We start from the raw sequence: 16597 nt of genomic DNA on the forward strand, positions 1-16597 counted from the left end.
TTCTCAGAGCCAGCCGGAGCGCTTGCAGTACCAGTAGATCACCGCGACCGACAGGGCCATCAGGCCGAGGGCCAGCGGGTAGCCGAAGGTCCAGTGCAGCTCCGGCATGTCGTCGAAGTTCATGCCGTAGATGCCCGCGATCAGGGTCGGCACCGTGACCATGCCGACCAGCGCGGAGAGCCGGCGCATGTCCTGGTTCTGCTGCATGCTCACCTTCGCCGTGCCGGCGTCGATGAGCGCGGAGAGCCGCTCGTCGAGCGCCATCGTGGAGTCGGCGGCGATCTGGGTGTTGTCGAGCACGTCGCGGAAGTAGGAGCGCTGCTGCTTGTCCATCAGGTCGCGGTTGTTCTGGATGAGCAGTTTGAGCGCCGAGGTGAAGGGGGTGACCGCGTGGCGGGCTTCGAGGACCTCTCGTTTGAACTGGTAGACCGGTTCGATAGTGGTGTTGCGCACCGGGGCGAAGACCTCCTCCTCGAGGCGGTCGACGGCGTCCTCGAGGCGGTCCATGATCTGCCGGTCGAGCTCGACGACGTGGTCGGTCAGCGCCCACACCAGCGACAGCGGCGAGGGGTCGTTGAGCTCGAGGTCCCCGTCGAGGCGGCGCGAGAGCCCCGGCACCTCGGGGCCGTGGTGCACGGTGAGCACGAAGTCGCGGCCGATGACCGTCTGGATCTCGGCGGTGGAGATGATGTCGCGGGAGTCGGCGACGTCCTCGGCGCGGGCGTAGACGACCGGGCGCACGACGAGGAAGAGCTGGTCGTCGTAGCGCTCCGCCTTCGGCCGCTGGTGGGCGGCGACGGCGTCCTCGACGATCAGCTCGTCGATGCCGAACTCGGAGGCGACCTGCTGCATCTGCGTCTCGTCCGGCTCCTGGAGGGCCAGCCAGACGAAGCCGCCGCGCTCGGAGACCTCCGCGCGCGCCCTCGCCGGGGTGAACTCGCCGGCCACCCGCTTTCCGTCGCGGAAGACGCGGCAGTGGGACACGGCGCGCTGGGCGGGCACCGGCGGGCCGGCCGGCCGGGGGCTCCGGGTGGTGAACCGGGGCAGGCGGGTGGGGCGGCGGTCGCTGGGCACGGGCACCTCCTGGGCGGGGCGGACAGGACAGCACTAAACTTAGCGCCCATGGCTACCTGGAAGCAGATCACCGAGGCCAACCCGATGCACTCGGAGAACTACGCGGCCCGCTGGCGCAACTTCGTCGCCGAGGGCCGGGACATCGACGGGGAGGCGCGACTGGTCGACGCCGTGGCCGACCGCGGCGCGCGCATCCTCGACGCCGGCTGCGGCACGGGGCGCGTGGCCGGCTACCTGGCCGCCCGCGGCCACCACGTGGTGGGCACGGACGTCGACCCGGTGCTCATCGGCTACGCGCGCAAGGACTTCCCGGACGTGCGCTTCGAGGTCGGCGACCTCGAGACCGACGAGATCCCCGAGGGGAACTTCGACGTGGCGGTCTCCGCCGGCAACGTGATGGGCTTCCTCTCCGAGGAGGGCCGCGAGCCGGCGCTGGCCAACATCGCCCGTTCCCTGCGCCCCGGCGGGCGCTTCCTCGTCGGCTTCGGGCTCAACCGCGGCTGGGCGGCGCCGGACTTCCTGGACACCGCCGCGCGCGCGGGCTTCGAGCTGCAGAACGCCTACGAGTCCTGGCAGCTCGACCCGTACACCCCGATGTCGGGGTTCCTGGTCGCGATACTCGCGCGCCGCTAGAAGACCGTCAGGCCCCGGGAGCGGAAGATCTCCCGGGTCGCCGCCAGCGACTCCTCGCTCGGCGGGCTGACGCCGTCGAGGGTGTAGTGCAGGTCGAGCTCGTGCCACTTGTCCGCGCCCATGTTGTGGAAGGGCAGGACCTCGACGCGCTCGACGTTGTCCCAGCGGGCGACGATGTCGGCCGCCTCGGCGACGTTGTCGGGGTCGTCGGTCAGCCCCGGCACGAGCACGAAGCGCACCCAGACCGTCGTGCCCAGCCGCGCCAGCCGGTCGCCGAAGGCGATGGTGGGGGCCAGGTCGCGGCCGGTGACCTTGCGGTAGGTCTCCGGGTCGCCGGACTTCACGTCGAGCAGCACGTGGTCGACGTTGGCGAGGTCCTCGTCGCGCAGGCGCGCGCCGAGGAAACCGGAGGTGTCCACGCAGGTGTGCACCCCGGCGGCGTGCACCTCGGCGAGCAGCCGGCGGGTGAAGGCGATCTGGAAGAGCGGCTCGCCGCCCGAGATCGTCAGCCCGCCGCCGGAGGCGCGGAAGACCGCCTTGTAACGCAGCACCTTGCGCACCATGTCGTCGATCGACTCCAGGGTGCCCGTGCGCATCTGCATCGTGTCCGGGTTGTGGCAGTACAGGCAGCGCAGCGGGCAGCCGGAGAGGAAGACGGTCAGGCGGGTGCCCGGCCCATCGACGGCCGTGACCAGCTCCCAGGAGTGGACCAGCGCGACCTCGCCGGTGCGCCGGGCCTCCAGGAGCTGGGCGCGGTCCATCTCGCTCTCGGGCAGTTCGAGGCCCACGCCGAGCCCGGCGGCCGCGCCGCGGACCCGCTCGCCCGCCTCGGGTTCGAGGGAGACGACTCCGGAGATGCCGTCGTTGGCCACGGGAAGGCCTTTCTAGCTGGGCTGCTGCCAGCGGTGCTGTCTAGCTGGAGTGGTGGAAGGTGCGCGAGATGACGTCGCGCTGCTGTTCCTCGGTGAGCTTGACGAAGTTGACGGCGTAGCCGGAGACACGCACCGTCAGGTTCGGGTAGTTCTCCGGGTGCTCCATCGCGTCGGTCAGGGTCGACTCGTCGAGGACGTTGATGTTGGCGTGGTAGAGGCCGGCGTCCTGGTTGGCCTCGGTGCGGGCGGCCTTCATCGCGGCCTGGCGCTCGTCGAAGGTGGGGGCGGTCATGGTTGGCTCCTTCAGGGATGCGGGGTGGTTGAGGGGATCAGGGGACGGGGAAGTCAGTTCGCGCACCGCTCGGGGTTCATCACGAAGCCCGCGTCGAGCACGCCGACCAGGTTGTTGACCTGCTCCTCGCGGTTGCGGCCGAGGCCGGCGGGGGTGATGGTGTTGGTCAGCGAGATGCCGTCGAGGGCGTCCTCGTAGTTGAGCTTGCCCACCGACAGCATCGAGGCGACCATGCCGTGGTTGTCGAGGCCGTTCTCCGGGTTCGCGCCCGGCGCGAACGGGGCGCCGGCCTCGTGGCCGGACGGGAAGGCGCCGGTGGCCTTGCCGTAGACGACGTTCGAGGTGATCGTCAGCACCGACTGGGTCGGGATCGCGTCGCGGTAGAGCGGGATCTGGCGGATCTTCTCCATGACGGTGTAGACCACGGTCGCGGCGATGTCGTCGGCGCGGTCGTCGTCGTTGCCGTAGACGGGGAAGTCGCCCTCGGTGACGTAGTCGACGATCAGGCCGGTCTCGTCACGCACCGGGGTGACCTTCGCGTACCTGATGGCGGACAGCGAGTCGGCGACGATCGACAGGCCGGCGATGCCGCAGCCCATCGTGCGCACGATGTCGGAGTCGTGCAGCGCCATCTCGACGGCCTCGTAGGCGTAACGGTCGTGGCAGTAGTGGATGATGTTGAGCGCCTCGACGTAGGTGCCCACCACCCAGTCGAGCATCTCCTCGTACTTCTGCCAGACCTCGTCGAAGTCGAGCGGGCCCTCGGTGGTGATGGGGGAGAAGAGGCCCTCCTCGGTGACCTGCTTGCCGGTGGCCTCGTCGCGGCCGCCGTTCATCGCGTAGAGCAGCGCCTTGGCGGCGTTGACGCGGGCGCCGAAGAACTGCATCTGCTTGCCCACCCGCATAGGCGAGACGCAGCAGGCGATGGCGGCGTCGTCGCCCCACTGCTCGCGGATCTGCCTGTCGGACTCGTACTGGATCGCGGAGGTCTCGATGGAGATCGCCGCGCAGAACTCCTTGTAGCCCTCCGGCAGCTCCGGGTCCCAGAAGACGGTGATGTTCGGCTCCGGGGCGGGGCCCAGGTTGCGCAGGGTCTGCAGCAGGCGGAAGGAGGTCTTGGTGACCTGGTTGCGGCCGTCCTCGGTGAAGCCGGCGTCGGACCAGGTGGCCCAGTACGGGTCGCCGGAGAAGATCTGGTCGTAGTCCTCGGTGCGCAGGAAGCGCACGATGCGCAGCTTGATCACCAGCGCGTCGATGATCTCCTGGGCGTCCTCCTCGGTGATCCGGCCGGCGGCCAGGTCACGCTCGAAGTAGATGTCGAAGAAGGCGGACAGGCGCCCGATCGACATGGCCGCGCCGTCCTGGGACTTCACGGCGCCGAGGTAGGCGAAGTAGGTCCACTGCACGGCCTCCTGGGCCGTGGTCGCCGGCCCGGAGATGTCGAAGCCGTACATCTCCGCCATGTGCTTGAGCTTCTTGAGCGCCTTGATCTGCTCCGCGTGCTCCTCGCGGTAGCGCGCCCAGTGCTCGGAGAAGGGCTTGTCGGCCACGGAGTCCTTGGCGCGCTGCTTCTCCTCGATGAGCCGGTCCACGCCGTAGAGCGCGACGCGGCGGTAGTCGCCGATGATGCGGCCGCGGCCGTAGGCGTCCGGCAGACCGGTGACGATGTGCGAGGAGCGCGCGGCGCGGATGCGCGGGGTGTAGATGTCGAAGACCGCGTCGTTGTGGGTCTTGCGGTAGCGGGTGAAGATCTCCCGGACGTCCGGGTCGACCTCCTTGCCGGCCTCCTTGATCGCCGTCTGCACCATGCGCCAGCCGCCGAAGGGCATCATGGCGCGCTTGAGCGGGACGTCGGTCTGCAGGCCGACGACCACGTCGTCGTCCTCGGAGATGTAGCCGGCGGGGAAGGCGTCGATGTCCGCCGGGGTCTTCGTGTCGACGTCGTAGACGCGGCGCTCACGCTCGACGGAGAGGTACTTCTCCTCGAGGTGGTCCCACACCCTGCGGGTCTTGTCGGTGGGCCCGGCCAGGAAACCGGCGTCACCGTCGTAGGGGGTGTAGTTGCGCTGGATGAAGTCCCGGACGTCGATCTCGTCCTGCCAGTCGCCGGCGGTGAAGCCGGCCCAGGCGGAGGACGTCTCGTCCGGGGCGGTCGTGGTGGTCACGTGGGCACACATCCTTCCGGGCGAGGGCGTGGGCCGGGTGTGACGGTGGCCAGACGGGGTGTTCACGCTCCCGCGCGTGTCAATCAGATTGCCTATGCAGTCTCTTCCGCGGGACTCTGACCCGCGGGCTCACGGCCGCACTGGCGGTGCGGGTGATTACCACAGCTCAGTGTACACCGCAATGGTCGGACCTTAAGGCGCGACACGTCATTTTGCCTGCGGTGACTTTCCCACCTCACACCGCCGTGCGTCGCCGCAGGTCAGGCTCGGGACGCCTGGTCGAAGAACTCCCGCTCCCAGTGGCAGGAGTTCAGGAAGGCGCGCACGGCCCGCGCGCGCCCGCGCGGGGAGCCCGCGGCCAGGGCGCGTTCGACGCGGGCCATGGCGGCCTTCGTCTGCGTGATGAAGCCCTCGTCGGAGTAGGTCTCCAGCCAGGCGCGGTAGGGGTGGTCGGCGCGGATGTGGTCGGCCATGCGCAGCCCGATCTCCGAGTAGAGCCAGTAGCAGGGCAGCACGGCGGCGGCGCCGACGCACGGCTCCTCGGAGCGCACGGTGGCGCGCAGGAAGCTGGTGTAGCCGAGCGTGACGGGGGAGGGGTCCTCGGCGTCGGCGCCGCCCTCGGGGAACCAGGCGCGGTGCAGCGCGGCCTCGGTCTCGATGGTCTCCGCGGCGTCGTGGAACCAGGCCAGCCGGTCCTCGCCCGTGGGGGTGCGCGTGCCCACCTCGGCCAGCGCCTCGGAGTAGTCGTCCAGGTAGAGCTTGTCCTGGTGCAGGTAGAAGTCGAATTGGGCCTCGGCCAGCGAGCCGCCCGTGAGCCGGCGCACGAACTCGCCGGTGGTCGCGGCCTCGGCCACCCCGGCGGCGGCCCGCCACAGCGCGGCGGTCCAGGGACCGACGGCGGCGATGCGCGCCTCGAGTCCCTCTGCGGCCAGCGCGTCGAGGTCCTCCGGGGTCTCGAGCACCTCCGGGACGGCGGCTGGCTCCGGCCACGGCGTGGTCGACGCCGCGGCGGCCAGGCGCCGCGAGCGGTGCGTGTGGTCGACGGGCCCGTTGCCGGTGCCGATGCCGAGTGCGTCGGCGTAGCCGATGGCCTCGGCCAGCCAGCCGGTCGCCCAGGCCAGGGCGGCCGCGGGCTCGTCGCCGGCGGCCAGGCGCCCGGCCAGCGCGGAGGACAGCGAGCAGCCGGTGCCGTGCGTGTTGCGCGTGGCCACCCGCGCCGTGGGCGCGGGGTGGGTGGCGCCGTCGGGGGAGACCCAGACGTTGTCGGCGCGCTCCTCACTGAGGTGCCCGCCCTTGACGACGACCGCGCAGCCCAGCTCGGCGGCCAACCTCGCCCCCTGCGCGGCGGCGGCGTCGAGGTCCTGCGCCTCGGGCTCCCCGGCCAGGACGGCCAGCTCGGGAAGGTTGGGGGTGATCACGGTGGCGCGGCGGCACAGCTCGCGCAGTGCGGCCTCGGCCGCGGAGTCGAGCAGGCGGTCGCCGCTGGTGGCCACCATGACGGGGTCGAGCACCAGCGTCTTGACGGGGTGGGCGTCCAGGTAGTCCGTCACGGCCTCGGTGACCTCGGCGGTGCCGAGCATGCCGATCTTGACGGCGTCGACGCGCACGTCGTCGAAGACGGCGTCGAGCTGGGCGAGGAGAAACTCGACCGGCGGGGTGTGCACCTCGCGCACGCCGCAGGTGTTCTGGGCGACCAGCGAGGTCACCACGCTCAGCGGGAACGCCCCGGTCTCGCTGATCGCCTTGATGTCGGCCTGGAGTCCCGCGCCCCCGGTGGGGTCCGTCCCCGCGATCGCGAGGACGGTGGGGATCTGTGTGCTGGCCATGGGCGGTGTCCTTCCTAATCGAAGGCCCCGGCCCGCGCGCGTCGAGGAGACAATCCCTCCGCTAGTGCGAGCTAGAGCAGGTTCCACGGGTGTGTTCTCAGCCCCTGGCGGGGCACCCCGTTGTCTTGGACGCCACCCTAGCAGCGCACAACGTCCCTCCGGGTCAGAGGTTCGGGTACTGCGCGGAGTCGCGCACCTCGATGGGGCTGTCCGTGTCCTTCGGGTCGAACAGCTCGGTCAGCTTTCGCAGGGCGGTGCGCCCGTGCATCTGCTGCGAGGTGGTCGCCAGGTTCCAGCGGTGCCGCGAGATCGCGTTGAGGCCCCAGGAGAAGGCCGCGACGAAGCGGTTGCGGAAGCCGACGAGGTACATCACGTGCACCGCCAGCCACAGGACCCAGCCGATGAAGCCGGCGACCTCGACGTTGCCCATCTTCACCACGGCGGAGAAGCGGGAGACGGTGGCCATCGAGCCCTTGTCGAAGTACTCGAAGGGCTCGCGGGCGGACTTGTCGCGGCCCGCGGCCTCGGCGGCGATCTGCTCGGCGGCGTACTCGCCGCCCTGCATGGCCACCTGGGCCACGCCCGGCAGGCGGTCCTTGCCCATCATGTCGCCGACGACGAAGACGTTGTCCAGGTCGCCCACAGTCAGGTCGTCGTTGACCTGCACGCGACCGTCGCGGTCGACGTCGGCGCCCGCCTGGTCCGCGATGAGCTTGCCCAGCGGGGAGGCGGCCACGCCGGCGGACCAGATCTTGGTGTAGGTCTCGATGGTGTGGTCGGCGTCGCCGGAGTGGTAGGTCACCGAGTTCTCGTCGACGTTGTTGACCATGGCGTTGAGCTTGACCTCGACGCCGAGGCGCTCGAGCTGGCGCTGGGCCTTGCGGCCGAGGCGCTTGCCGAAGGGCGGCAGCACCTGGGGCGCGCCGTCGAGCAGCACGATCTTCGCGGAGTTCGGCGAGAAGTTGCGGTAGGCGCCCGCCAGGGTGCGGTGGGCCATCTCGGCGAGCTGGCCGGCCAGCTCCACGCCGGTCGGGCCCGCGCCGACGACGACGAAGGTCAGCAGGCGTTCGCGCTCGGCCGGGTCGTCGGTCTGCTCGGCGCGCTCGAAGGCACCGGCCACGCGGGCGCGGATCTCGAGGGCGTCGTCGATGGTCTTCATACCCGGGGCGAACTCGGCGAAGTGGTCGTTGCCGAAGTAGGACTGACCGGCGCCGGCGGCGACGATCAGGGAGTCGTACTCGTAGGTGCGGCGGTAGTCGCCGAGCACGGTGGTCACGGTCTGCTTCTCGGTGTCGACGTCGACGACCTCGCCCTCGACCACCGAGGCGTTGTCCTGCTTCGCCAGGATCTGGCGGGTCTGCGGCGCGATCTCGCCGGAGGCCAGGATGCCCGTGGCCACCTGGTAGAGCAGCGGCTGGAACAGGTGGTGGTTGTTCCGGTCGATCAAGGTCACGTCCACGTTCGCCCCATCGAGCTCGCGGGTGGCGAACAGGCCGCCGAAGCCCGATCCGATGATGACGACGTGGTGGCGGCCGCCGGCCGGGCGGTACGGCTGTTCAGTCATGCGGCAATGCTCCTCTGGTTCAGCTTTCATGCACGGCGTAATGATAGACCCACCTCACTCCCGCGACACCCCGGTGGGGTCACACGCGCGCGCCGGACGCGTGGCGGGCCTCTCGCCGGGTAACCTCTGACACGTCATGACGAGCGAGCATCTCGAGAGCATCGACCCCGGCCGCTGGCCCGGGGTCGCCCGCGTCCCCGTCGGCACCGCCGCCCGCATCCGGGCCCGCCGCGCGGAGGCGCGCTTCGCCGACGCCTGCGCGAAGGCCGGCCTCTCCCTCGACCCCGCCGGCTCCCCGGACCTCGTCGTCGAGCACGAGGAGCTCTTCGCCCGCCTGGGCGCCTCCGGCTGGCTGGGGCTGGCCGAGTCCTTTATGGCGGGGGAGTGGCGCGCCGACGACCTCTCGTCCGTCCTGCGCGCCCTGGTCTCGGCCGGCTACCGCCCGGCCGTTGGCGCGCGCCCCCGCGTCGAGCCCGGCGACTACCAGGGCGCCGAGCTGCCTGCCGAGCTGGTCAAGTTCAGCTCCGGCGACCAGGTCACCTTCGCCGCGGGCGCCTTCAGCTCCGGGGTGCCGACGACCGTGCGCACCGCCGTGGAGTCCTTCGTGCGCGGCGCCGGGCACGGCGACGAGCCCGCCCGCCACTTCGTCGACGTCACCGAGCACTCCGCGCCCGTCGACGTCGCCCGCCCGGACCTCGGCCCCGCCCAGCGCGGCGCGCTCGAGCTCCTGCTCGACGCCGTGGACTGCCACCCCGGCACCCATCTGCTGGAGTACCCGGGCACCGGCTCGACGCTCGCCGTCGCCGCCGCCGAGCGCCGCGCGACCGTCGACACGCTCACCGCCGACCGCGCCCACCTCGAGGCCACCGTCGAGCAGCTCACCCTGGCCGGCGTGCGTGACTCCGTGGCCACCGAGCTCATCGACTCCGCCGTGCCCGTCGGCTGGCGCGGCCGCTACGACGCCGTCGTCTCCGTCGAGCGCTACGAGCAGCTCTCCGCCAGGGACCGCCCGGCCTTCCTCACCGCCGTCGACCACCTGCTCGCCCCCGGCGGGCGCCTGGCCATGCAGACCGTGGTGGCCACCGACAAGACCACGGCGACGGCCCGCCGCGCGCTCGACCCGCTGCGCGCCTACCTGTGGCCCGCGCTCGATTACCCGCTGCTGACCGACCTCTACCGACGCTTCGATCGCGGCTCGGCGCTGCGCGTCCTCGCCGAGCGTCACCTCGGTTCGCACCTCGGCGAGACCCTGCGCCTGCAGGAGGAGACCTTCGCCGCGCACCACCGCGAGGCCGCCGCCGAGGGCTTCGACGCCGTCTTCCGGCGTCTGTGGCGCTACCAGTTCGCGCTGCGCCGCGCGCTCGTCGACCTCGGCATGCTCGACCTGGTGCAGCTGACCGCCGTGCACCGCCACCGCCGCGGCCGGCGCTGAGGTGCGCCTACACTCGGTCCCATGACCGATGTCTCACAGCTGAAGGACTCCTACCCGCACGTCATCGTCGGCGGGGGCGAGGCAGCCGACGCCGCCGTCCGCGCCATCCTCGACGCCGCCCCCGAAACCGAGGTGCTCGTCGTCAACGGCTCGCAGCACCCGCCGGTGGGCCGCCCGGCGCTCTCGAAGACGCTCTGGATGAACCCCGACAAGGAACTCGCCGACGTCTACCTGGGCACCGAGCGCACGGGCGCGACCGTCGTCAATGACGCGCGCGCAACCGCGCTGGACCCGCAGCGCCACACCGTCACCGTCGAGGGGCGCGAGATCTCCTACGGCCGGCTCCTGCTGGCCACCGGCTCCCGGGCGCGGCGCCTGCCGGGACAGCCGGAGAGCCCGCGCGTGCTCACGCTGCGCGAGACCGAGGACTTTGTCGCCCTGCGCTCGCTGGTCAGCGAGGGCACCGAGGTCGCCGTCGTCGGCGGCGGCTACATCGGCTCCGAGCTCGCGGCGGGGCTGTGCGCCGTCGGCGCCGAGGTCACGCTCTGCTTCCCGGACGATAAGCTGCTCGCCCACATGCTGCCCGACTCGATCGCCACGCACGTCTCCGAGGTCTACGGCGGCAAGGGGATCACCCTCGAGTCCGGCTTCCGCGCGGAGAAGATTGACGTCGCCGACCCCGAGCGCCCGACCGTCCTCGCCGAGGACGGACGCACGGTGATTGCCGACGTCGTGGTGCTCGCCCTGGGCGCGGAACCCGCCGTCGAGCTGGCGGCCGACGCGGGCCTGGAGACCGCCGCGGGCGGGGTGCGCGTGGACGCGACCATGGCGACCAGCGCCGTCGACGTCTGGGCGGCCGGCGACATCGCCGCCTTCCCGGACGGGCTCTTCGGGCGCCGCCGCGTGGAGCACGTGGTGAACGCCGGCGGCACCGGCAAGACGGCCGGGGCGAACATGGCCGGAACGCACACCGAGTACACGGACACCCCAATGTTCTTCTCGGACCTCTTCGACGACGGCTACGAGGCCGTCGGCCTGCTGGACACGCAGCTTCAGACCCGGGAGTTCTGGAACGACGCCCACACCGCCGCCGTGGTCTACTACCTCGACGGCCACGAGGTGCGCGGCGTGCTCAACTGGAACACCTGGGACTCCGTGGGCACGGCGCTCGAGACCATCGCCGACTCGCAGGCCGGCAAGATCGGCCCGGCGGACCTCGAGGACCGGATCACGCCGGGCGCTTGAGGAGCTACGGCTTCTCGACGTCCGAGGTGACCGGGGGCAGGACCGACCAGGGGAAGTTGATCCACTGGTCGGTCTCCTTCCACACGAAGTCCGGCTCGATGACCGAGTGGGGCTTCTTGTAGATGACCGCGGTGCGCGACTCGGCGACGGTGGCCGCGCAGAAGTCCTGGACCAGGCGCAGCGTCTCACCGGTGTCGGCGACGTCGTCGGCGATGAGGACCTTCATACCGGTCAGGTCGACGGCCTTCGGGGTCGGGGGGAGCATCACGGGCTGCTCGAGGCGCTCGTTGACGCCGGTGTAGAACTCGACGTTGATCACCGAGACGTTCTTGATGTCCATCGCGTAGCCGAGGGCGCCGCCGATGAGCAGGCCACCGCGGGCGATGGAGAGGATGACGTCGGGTTGGTACTCCTCGAGCACCTGGCGGGCGAGTTCGCGCACCGCGGTCCCGAATCGTTCGTAGGTCAGATTCTCGCGCTCTTCAGCCATGCAGTCAGTTTAGCGGTCGGCACCGGAATGTGACCGCTCGGCTCGGCGGACACCGGGGGAGAGTCAGGGGAGAGGTTAGGGAGAGGCGCCCGGGTCCTCCCGCGGGTCGCGGGTCTCGCGCCGGCGCCGCGGTGCTAGTGTGACGCCCGTCCCATATTCCCGGCAAAGGGAGGGTCGCAGCGTGGCCCCGAACCGCACACCGCCTCAGGCGGCCTGGATCCTGCTCCTGGTCGTCATGGTCCCGCAGCTCGGGCTGACGCTGGCCAACCCGTCGAACACGGCGATCGCGGGGGAGTTGGGCACCTCGGTCGCCGCCGTCGAGGCCACGCTGACCGTCTACATGGTCGGTTACGCGGTGAGCATGTTCGTCCAGGCCCTGGGCGGGACGTCGACGACGGTGCTGTGCCGGATCATCGTGCAGCGCCGCTACCCGGCCGACCGCCGGATCAGCGTGCTGACCTCGATGTCCATGGTCATCTCGCTCACGCCGTCGCTGTCGCCGCTGGTCGGGGGACTGGCGGCCCAGGTGCTCGACTGGCGGGCGCTCTTCCTGGTGCTGGCCGTCTTCGCCGTGGCTCTCGTCCCCGCTGATGCTCATGCTCGGCGGGGCAGGGGCGGACAACCCGCGCCTGCCCTCGCCGCGTCAGTTCTCCGCGGCCATCGGCCAGGCGCTCACGAACGGGAGTTTCCGCTGGTACGCGGGCGCGACCTCGCTGGTGTGGATGACCTACTTCGGGTTCGTCAGCTCCTCGACGACGATCCTGCAGGACCTGATGGGGCAGTCGCCGGTGGCCTACGGGGCGCTGATGGCCGTGCCGGCGCTCGGGTATCTCTCGGGCAGCATGCTGGTTAAGCGTTCCTCCGACGCCTCCCGGGCGGTCGTCCGCGGGCTGGGCCCCGGCGCGGTGGGCGTCGCCGGCGCGCTCGTGCTCGCGGCGCTCGGTGTCACGCAGCGCCCCGTGCCCGTCGTCGTGGCGATGGCGGTCACCTTCATCGGCGTCGGGGCGACGATCCCGTTCACCCAGGCGGGCCTGTTGGGCCTCGAGCTCGACTACCCGGGCGTGGCCGCGGGACTGTTCTTCTTCATCCAGATGGCCGGCGGGGCCGCGTTCTCGGCTCTGGTGCGGATGCTGGGCCTTGCGACGGTCCCGGCGTATCTGGCCGGCACCGTCATCCCGCAGATCGTGGTGACGGTCATGGTACTGGGCGGAGAGCGGCCACCAAGCCGAAATGACATAATGTACATTATCGGACCATTATGGAGAGTGGGTCTTCTACGTGCGGTGATTGGCGCCTGCCGGCATTCCGGGCACTGAACGCCGGCACTCAACGCGCTCCCGCCCGCCTCAGTCGCGCCTCGCTCCATTCCATCCCATCCGCCCCGAGACATCGCCTCAGCCCTTCGAACCCGCCAACCCGACACGGAACCGCCCGCGCGGGCCACTGGGACGTCGTCAATCTCCCGGAAACCCCGAAAACGGCCCCAGATGCCCCACTCGCCCACGACCGGACACTCACCCGCGTTACGTCACTGTGACAAAAATAAACGGAATATCCGACCGCAGAAGCCCGTGAGTGCCACCGCGCCGGAGCGCCGTTACAGAGCAGCAACGAACTAAGGTTACACTGACTTCCGTGCACGACATTCCCACTTTCGGATGGCTCCTCGCCGGAGTCATCACCGCGCGTATCACCGCGCTCGGCGGCGTCATCCTTGCCGGCGCTTCGATAATCGACCACGGCGCCGACCCGACCCGCGTGACCGTCGCGGCCGTCGTCCTGGCGCTCGCCGTGGCGATGGCCGCGCTCGAACAGATCCTGCCGGACCGCCTGCGCGCCGCCCAGGAACGCCGCTGGCGTACCGAGCTCGCCGCCGCGAACCTCGAGCTGGACCGCGACGACGACGCCGACCTCATCCAGGCCGCCACCGCGGCCGCCGAGAAGGCCTCCGTCTACACGGTCACCTTCCTCGGGCCTCTCGTCGCCGCCGCCGTCGCCCCGCTGTGCGTCCTCCTTCTCATCGGCCTCGGCCTCTCGTGGCCCGTCGCCGGTTTGTTGCTCCTCACTACATTGATGGTGCCGATCCTCGTCGCCTGGGCCGTACGCGGCCTCAAGGGTGCCGGCGCCGCCTACGGGAGGTCCTCGGGCATGCTCGCCGGCGCGTTCCTGGCCGGCGTGCGCAGCCTGCGCAGCGCGCTGATCCTCGACGCGACCGCGCAGCGCCGCGCCCAGATCGCCGGGCTCGCCGAGCACATGCGCAGCAAGGTCATGGGGCTGCTCTACCGCAACCAGGTCATGATCCTGGTCACCGACGGCGCGTTCGGCCTGGCCACGATGACCGTCGCCGCCGCCTCGGGCCTCGTCCTGCTGCGCTCGGGGACCTTCTCCCCCGCCCAGGCGCTGGCCTGCGTTCTGCTCGCGCGCCTGGTCATCGTGCCGGTCAACGACATGGGCCGCACGTTCTACACCGGCGCGTCCGGCAAGGCCTCGCTGCGCAAGATCCGGGCGCTGCTGGGCACCTCCTCGCAGCCCGAGATTGCCGACGTCCCGCAGCTCACCGCCGCGCCCTCCGTCACCGTGGGTGACCTGCGCGTCGACCGCGGCGAGCGCACCGTGCTCGGAGTCTCTGACCTGCAGGTTCCCGCCGGCTCGCACCTCGCGGTGGTGGGGCCGAGCGGGTCGGGCAAGTCGACTCTGCTGCTCGCTCTCGGGGGCCTGCTGTCCGTCGAGGGCGAGGTCCTCGTCGACGGGCGGGCGGCCTCGCGCGAGGAGCTCGCCGCCGTGTGCTGCTACGTCCCGCAGCGGCCGGTGCTCTTCACCGGAACGCTGGCGGAGAACCTCGATCTCTCAGGTCACGGGTACCCTCCGGCCCGTCTTCGCGAGGTCGCCGAGGCCGTCGGGCTCGACTTCGACCTCGACCAGCCGATCTCCGAGCGCCGCGCACTCTCGGGCGGCGAGACCGTCCGAGTGGCCATCGCCCGCGGCCTGCTGCAGGGCGCCGGCGTGCTGCTCCTCGATGAGCCGACCGCGAACCTCGACTGGGGCACCGCCGCCGCGGTGCGCGCGACGGCGAAGTCGACGGGGGCCACGATCATCGAGGTCACCCACCGGGTCAGCGAGACCGCGGACGCCGACGCCGTGGTCGCCGTCGTCGACGGCGAGCTGACCGACCCCGCCGCGTTCCTGGACGCGGCCCGTTCCAGCGAGGAGGCCCACTGATGATCGCCCGACTTCTCCGTCTGGCCACCCGCGCCGGCGGGCGGCTGTCCGCCTGCTCCGTCTTCCGTGTCCTCTCCCAGTCCGGCACCGCGGGGCTGATCATCTTCCCGGCTTGGGTTTACTCGACGCGCCCGGACTTCGGCCTCGGCGGCTTCATCCTCGGCATGGTCTTCTTCGCCCTGGTGGGCGCCGGCTGCCGCTGGGCCGAGCAGGTCTGCGGCCACTCGGCGGCGTTCCGCCTGCTCGCGGACATGCGCGTCGGCCTCTACGACGCGCTGGTCGCCCGCGGTGCCGCGCCCGGCGGGGCCGCCGGCGGGCGGGTGATGGCGGTCGCCACCCGAGACATCGGCGTCATCGAGGTCTTCTTCGCCCACACGATCTCGCCGACCATCTGCGCGGCCATCGCCACCGTCGCCGCGCTCATCTGGGCCGTCGTCGACCCGGCGGCGGGTGCGGGTGCCGTCGTGGTGCTCGTCGCCTGCCTCGCGCTCGGTTGGGCGTTGCCGTTCATCCGCCGCCGCGGCGCGGAGTCCGCGCTGCGCGGTGAGATCGCCCAGCGCATGAGCGAGGACGCCCGCGGCCGCGAGGAGATCGCCTCGCTGGGCGCCGGGCCGGCCCGCCTGCGCGGCCTCGCCGAGGTCGAGGACCGGCTGTCCCGCGACGTCACCGCGACGGGCGTGGTCAACGGCCTGCGCCGTGGCCTGGCGACCATCTGGCCCTGGCTCGGCGCCGGGCTGATGTGGTGGGCGACCGGCAGCCTGACCGCGGCCGCCGTCGTGCTCGCGCTCGGTCCCGTCTTCGACGGTGTCGAGGGCTTCGCGCGCATCCTGCCGATCACCCTCGGCTCCGCGCGCCGTTACTTTGACGAGCTCGACCGACCCGTCGAGATCCCCGAGCCCGAGGATCCCCGCCCGCTTCCCGCCGGACCCCTCGGCCTGCGCCTCGAGTCGGTCTCGCTGGGCTATGGACACGGCCCGATCGTCGCGGATCTCTCGTTGGAGGTGCCCGCCGGCGGCAGCCTCGGCGTCGTCGGCCCCTCGGGCGGCGGCAAGTCTACACTGGTCTCGGCCCTCGTGCGTCAGCTGGACCCGCAGGCTGGCCGCGTGGTGCTCACGGGCGCCGACGGCGAGGTCGACGTCCGGCAGGTCGCCACCCGCCAGCTGCGTTCCGCGGTCGGGCTCGTCGAGCAGTCGCCGGCGATCCTGCGCGGCAGCGTGCTCGAGAACCTGCGCATGGGTCAGCCCGACCTTGGCGAGGAGGACGCCCGCCGTGCCCTCGTCGCCGCGCACGCCCGCGAGATCGCCCTCGACGCCCAGGCCGAGGAACTCTCCGGCGGCCAGCAGCAGCGCGTCGGCCTCGCCCGGGTGCTCGCGCGTTCGCCGCGGATCCTGATCCTCGACGAGGCCACGAGCCACCAGGACGCGCTCGGCCAGAAGGAGCTGACGGATATGCTCGCGCGCCTGAAGAACGTCACCGTTATCGTCGTCGCGCACCGCCGCAGCGCCCTCGTCCACGTCGACGACGTGCTCGAGATCGCCGGCCGCCCCAAGGCGACTCCTCATCGTCCGGGTCACTGACCGCTCCCCTCCTCTCCTTCAATTTCCGACGTCCCGTCGGTCGCTGTCGGCGACCGACCCCACGGTCGTGTGGTGCTTCCCCTCAGCCGGCCGCAGACGCCGCCGGGCAGGGGCCCTTGGAACGGGATCGACTCAGAACGGCACCGGGGCTGCCGGGTCGTAACCGATCTCCTCGTTATAGGCCGCCCGATTCGCCTCACCCCGGGCC

At 71.3% G+C, this 16597-nt stretch carries 14 protein-coding genes, 1 pseudogene and 1 riboswitch; of the genes and pseudogenes, 7 read left to right on the forward strand and 8 right to left on the reverse strand.

Translation table 11 applies throughout. The features are described from left to right. Window positions 1-3: 3 nt before the first annotated feature. Complete coding sequence (locus QQA02_RS10345) at window positions 4-1074, reverse strand: magnesium and cobalt transport protein CorA (RefSeq protein ID WP_284864235.1); 1071 nt, start codon at window positions 1072-1074, stop codon at window positions 4-6. Window positions 1075-1122: 48 nt separating this feature from the next. Here QQA02_RS10345 and QQA02_RS10350 point away from each other — a divergent pair, with 48 nt between their 5' ends. Next, entirely contained in the window at window positions 1123-1707 is a 585-nt protein-coding gene (locus QQA02_RS10350) for a class I SAM-dependent methyltransferase (RefSeq protein ID WP_284775457.1), read from the forward strand. Here the strand turns inward: QQA02_RS10350 and pflA are convergent. The 5 genes from pflA to QQA02_RS10375 all read right to left on the reverse strand — a co-directional run bounded on the left by pflA (window position 1704) and on the right by QQA02_RS10375 (window position 8426). Then, a complete protein-coding gene (gene pflA, locus QQA02_RS10355) occupies window positions 1704-2579 on the reverse strand; it encodes a pyruvate formate-lyase-activating protein (protein WP_284775455.1) in 876 nt (291 codons plus the stop codon). The genes QQA02_RS10350 and pflA overlap by 4 nt on opposite strands. A gap of 40 nt (window positions 2580-2619) precedes the next feature. After that, complete coding sequence (grcA2, locus tag QQA02_RS10360) at window positions 2620-2871, reverse strand: autonomous glycyl radical cofactor GrcA2 (protein WP_284864236.1); 252 nt, start codon at window positions 2869-2871, stop codon at window positions 2620-2622. 53 nt (window positions 2872-2924) lie between these two features. Beyond that, window positions 2925-5036: a pyruvate formate lyase family protein gene (locus tag QQA02_RS10365; protein WP_284864237.1), complete on the reverse strand. Its 2112-nt coding sequence runs from the start codon at window positions 5034-5036 to the stop codon at window positions 2925-2927. A 260-nt stretch (window positions 5037-5296) separates the two neighbouring features. Beyond that, complete coding sequence (locus tag QQA02_RS10370) at window positions 5297-6862, reverse strand: bifunctional hydroxymethylpyrimidine kinase/phosphomethylpyrimidine kinase (RefSeq protein ID WP_284864238.1); 1566 nt, start codon at window positions 6860-6862, stop codon at window positions 5297-5299. A 36-nt stretch (window positions 6863-6898) separates the two neighbouring features. After that, window positions 6899-6992: riboswitch (TPP riboswitch) on the reverse strand. Between the two features lie 33 nt (window positions 6993-7025). Continuing rightward, entirely contained in the window at window positions 7026-8426 is a 1401-nt protein-coding gene (locus QQA02_RS10375; protein ID WP_284864239.1) for an NAD(P)/FAD-dependent oxidoreductase, read from the reverse strand. A 136-nt stretch (window positions 8427-8562) separates the two neighbouring features. Here QQA02_RS10375 and QQA02_RS10380 point away from each other — a divergent pair, with 136 nt between their 5' ends. Together QQA02_RS10380 and QQA02_RS10385 are read left to right on the forward strand one after the other, a co-directional pair. Further along, complete coding sequence (locus QQA02_RS10380) at window positions 8563-9858, forward strand: SAM-dependent methyltransferase (protein WP_284864240.1); 1296 nt, start codon at window positions 8563-8565, stop codon at window positions 9856-9858. Between the two features lie 21 nt (window positions 9859-9879). After that, a complete protein-coding gene (locus tag QQA02_RS10385) occupies window positions 9880-11103 on the forward strand; it encodes an NAD(P)/FAD-dependent oxidoreductase (RefSeq protein WP_284864241.1) in 1224 nt (407 codons plus the stop codon). 4 nt (window positions 11104-11107) lie between these two features. On the opposite strand, the gene QQA02_RS10390 is transcribed toward QQA02_RS10385, so the two are convergent. Next, a complete protein-coding gene (locus QQA02_RS10390; protein ID WP_284775441.1) occupies window positions 11108-11593 on the reverse strand; it encodes a phosphoribosyltransferase in 486 nt (161 codons plus the stop codon). A gap of 204 nt (window positions 11594-11797) precedes the next feature. Continuing rightward, window positions 11798-11920: a hypothetical protein gene (locus tag QQA02_RS10395; RefSeq protein ID WP_284864242.1), complete on the reverse strand. Its 123-nt coding sequence runs from the start codon at window positions 11918-11920 to the stop codon at window positions 11798-11800. Window positions 11921-11954: 34 nt separating this feature from the next. Between QQA02_RS10395 and QQA02_RS11675 the strand changes: the two are divergent. From QQA02_RS11675 to QQA02_RS10410, 4 genes and pseudogenes are all read left to right on the forward strand, one after another. Beyond that, window positions 11955-12161: pseudogene (locus QQA02_RS11675) on the forward strand (MFS transporter); the annotation flags it as partial. A gap of 22 nt (window positions 12162-12183) precedes the next feature. After that, complete coding sequence (locus QQA02_RS10400) at window positions 12184-12909, forward strand: MFS transporter (RefSeq protein ID WP_284864243.1); 726 nt, start codon at window positions 12184-12186, stop codon at window positions 12907-12909. 319 nt (window positions 12910-13228) lie between these two features. After that, window positions 13229-14812, forward strand: a complete 1584-nt coding sequence (locus tag QQA02_RS10405; RefSeq protein ID WP_284864244.1) for an ATP-binding cassette domain-containing protein — start codon at window positions 13229-13231, stop codon at window positions 14810-14812. After that, the gene (locus QQA02_RS10410) at window positions 14812-16389 is read left to right on the forward strand and encodes an ABC transporter ATP-binding protein (protein ID WP_284775435.1); all 1578 of its coding nucleotides are present in this window, start codon (window positions 14812-14814) and stop codon (window positions 16387-16389) included. The genes QQA02_RS10405 and QQA02_RS10410 overlap by 1 nt, the downstream gene beginning before the upstream one ends. Window positions 16390-16597 lie beyond the last annotated feature (208 nt).

This window comes from Corynebacterium sp. MSK006, from assembly GCF_030232385.1.
GTDB lineage: Bacteria > Actinomycetota > Actinomycetes > Mycobacteriales > Mycobacteriaceae > Corynebacterium > Corynebacterium frankenforstense_A.

Coding starts and splice junctions, on each gene's coding strand:
- QQA02_RS10350 (WP_284775457.1), top strand. CDS start 1,123: ATGGCTACCTGGAAGCAGATCACCGAGGCCAACCCGATGCACTCGGAG.
- grcA2 (WP_284864236.1), bottom strand. CDS start 2,871: ATGACCGCCCCCACCTTCGACGAGCGCCAGGCCGCGATGAAGGCCGCC.
- QQA02_RS10370 (WP_284864238.1), bottom strand. CDS start 6,862: ATGGCCAGCACACAGATCCCCACCGTCCTCGCGATCGCGGGGACGGAC.
- QQA02_RS10375 (WP_284864239.1), bottom strand. CDS start 8,426: ATGACTGAACAGCCGTACCGCCCGGCCGGCGGCCGCCACCACGTCGTC.
- QQA02_RS10380 (WP_284864240.1), top strand. CDS start 8,563: ATGACGAGCGAGCATCTCGAGAGCATCGACCCCGGCCGCTGGCCCGGG.
- QQA02_RS10385 (WP_284864241.1), top strand. CDS start 9,880: ATGACCGATGTCTCACAGCTGAAGGACTCCTACCCGCACGTCATCGTC.
- QQA02_RS10390 (WP_284775441.1), bottom strand. CDS start 11,593: ATGGCTGAAGAGCGCGAGAATCTGACCTACGAACGATTCGGGACCGCG.
- QQA02_RS10400 (WP_284864243.1), top strand. CDS start 12,184: ATGCTCATGCTCGGCGGGGCAGGGGCGGACAACCCGCGCCTGCCCTCG.
- QQA02_RS10410 (WP_284775435.1), top strand. CDS start 14,812: ATGATCGCCCGACTTCTCCGTCTGGCCACCCGCGCCGGCGGGCGGCTG.